This window comes from Blautia sp. CAG:257, assembly GCF_000433815.1.
Taxonomy (GTDB): Bacteria; Bacillota; Clostridia; order Lachnospirales; family Lachnospiraceae; genus Blautia_A; species Blautia_A caecimuris.
The window spans coordinates 1-2,019 of the sequence record NZ_HF999034.1 but is presented as its reverse complement, the minus strand read 5'-3'; the positions used below and the strand labels follow the sequence as shown (position 1 = coordinate 2,019).

General features: G+C 43.4%; 1 protein-coding gene. It reads right to left on the bottom strand.

Features of this window, described 5'->3' with window-relative positions:
* A partial coding sequence (feoB, locus tag QVP40_RS05900) for a ferrous iron transporter B (protein WP_288200346.1) occupies positions 1-1,893 on the bottom strand: 1,893 nt, incomplete at its 3' end.
* Between the last annotated feature and the right edge of the window lie 126 nt (positions 1,894-2,019).

Below are 2,019 nucleotides of genomic sequence, written 5' to 3'. Positions count from 1 at the left end.
TGCAGTGCCAAGAGATCCTGTTGTGATCAATGTACCAATCTGATATATACCGAAAGCTACGGTATACCCTGTTGCAAGTTGGAGACAGATTCCTCCAAGCAGCCATTTTCCACTCTTCATTTCTGAATTCATCGCTCCAAGAGCTGCAAAACATGGTGGTGTGTAAAGGTTAAACATCAAATAAGCAAGAGCTGCTACCTTTGTCAGTCCCATAACAGTTGCTACTTCATTTCCACTTCCAACCAACGCCAGCTCATCTGTATCTATTAAGTTTGTGATACCGTAAACTACGGCAAGCGTACCAACTACGTTTTCTTTTGCGATAAAACCTGTTACTGCCGCTGCTGCAAGCTGCCACACTCCAAATCCAAGCGGTATGAACAAAATTGCAAACGGATGGGCAATGGATGCCAGAATAGATGTTCCTTCCGCACCTTCTTCCACAAGCCGGAACTGCCAGTTAAAACTCTGCATGATCTGTACGATCGTATTACATACCAGAATAATCGTTCCTGCTTTTACGATATATGCTTTTCCACGTTCCAGCATAGAGCCGCATGCTCTTTTCAAACTTGGAAGTTTGTATTCCGGGAGTTCAATGATAAAAAAAGATTTTCTGTATTTTTGTCCTGTAATCTTTTTCACAAGTAAAGCTCCAAGCAAAACTAAGAGAATACCCACCAGATACATGGTTGCTGAAACCCACCATGCGTCCGCAAAGAATGCACCTGCAAACAGAGCAATCACTGGGATTTTTGCCCCACATGGCATAAATGGTGTAAGCATCGCTGTGGTACGGCGCTCTCTTTCATTACGAATCGTACGGCAAGACATAACACCCGGAATCGCACATCCGGTACCGATGACCATCGGAATAACGGATTTTCCCGAAAGCCCTACTCTCTTGAAGATCGGATCCAGAACTACTGTAGCTCTCGCCATGTATCCGCAGTCTTCCAGCAGTGCGATCAGGAAATACATGACCATAACAAGCGGAAGGAAACCGACAACTGCGCCAACGCCACCGATGATACCATCTACAAGGAGTGCATACAGAAGCGGGTTTGCATTTTCCATCAGTCCGCCGACCCATCCCTGAAAAGTCTCGATCCATGCCACTAGCCAATCCGCGATCCATGTACCAAGTGTTGTCTGAGATATGTAGAATACAAGAAAGATAACTGCTGCGAAAATCGGTATCCCGATAATCTTATGTGTGATGATACTGTCAATCTTATCCTGCACGTTTTTATCCTTTGTAAAAACTTTTCTCTTTTCTACCTGCTTTACGATTCCATTTACAAACTCAAAACGCTTTCTGTCAGCCGCTTCTACTGCTGTTTTATCTTTAAAATCAATATCCGCCTGCACATAAGGTGCTTTCTGACCTTTTCCTCTTAATGCAGCCGCAGCATTTACAGTCTCTTTGAGTCCTTCATGTCCGGAAGAAGTGGAAATCGTCTTGATCACCGGACAGCCCAGCTTTTCAGACAGAATCTTCTCGTCAATTTTTGTCTGTTTCTTATTAACGATATCACTCTTATTTAGTGCGACAACTACTGGAATCCCAAGTTCCAGAAGCTGTGTGGTAAAAAACAGGCTTCTGCTCAGATTCGTAGCATCTACGATATTGATGATCACATCCGGATTCTCATTCTTGACGTATCCGCTGGTAATGCTTTCTTCCGATGTAAAAGGAGACATAGAATAAGCGCCCGGCAAATCTACCGCAACCAACTCCTCCGTTCCGTCATAATAACCTTTCCTGATCGGACTTTCTTTTCTTTCGACCGTAACACCTGCCCAGTTCCCGACATGTTCATTCCTGCCGGTAAGTGCATTGTACATGGTCGTCTTTCCACTGTTTGGATTCCCTGCAAAAGCAATCCTCATAATTCTCCTCCTTTTGATGCCTTTGTTATACACATCTTATTTTCATTAGTGTATACTAACTGCTGTGTAAAAAAAATAGTGAAAACCACCATTTTTATTATATTGAAATGGCTTTCGCCAGATCAG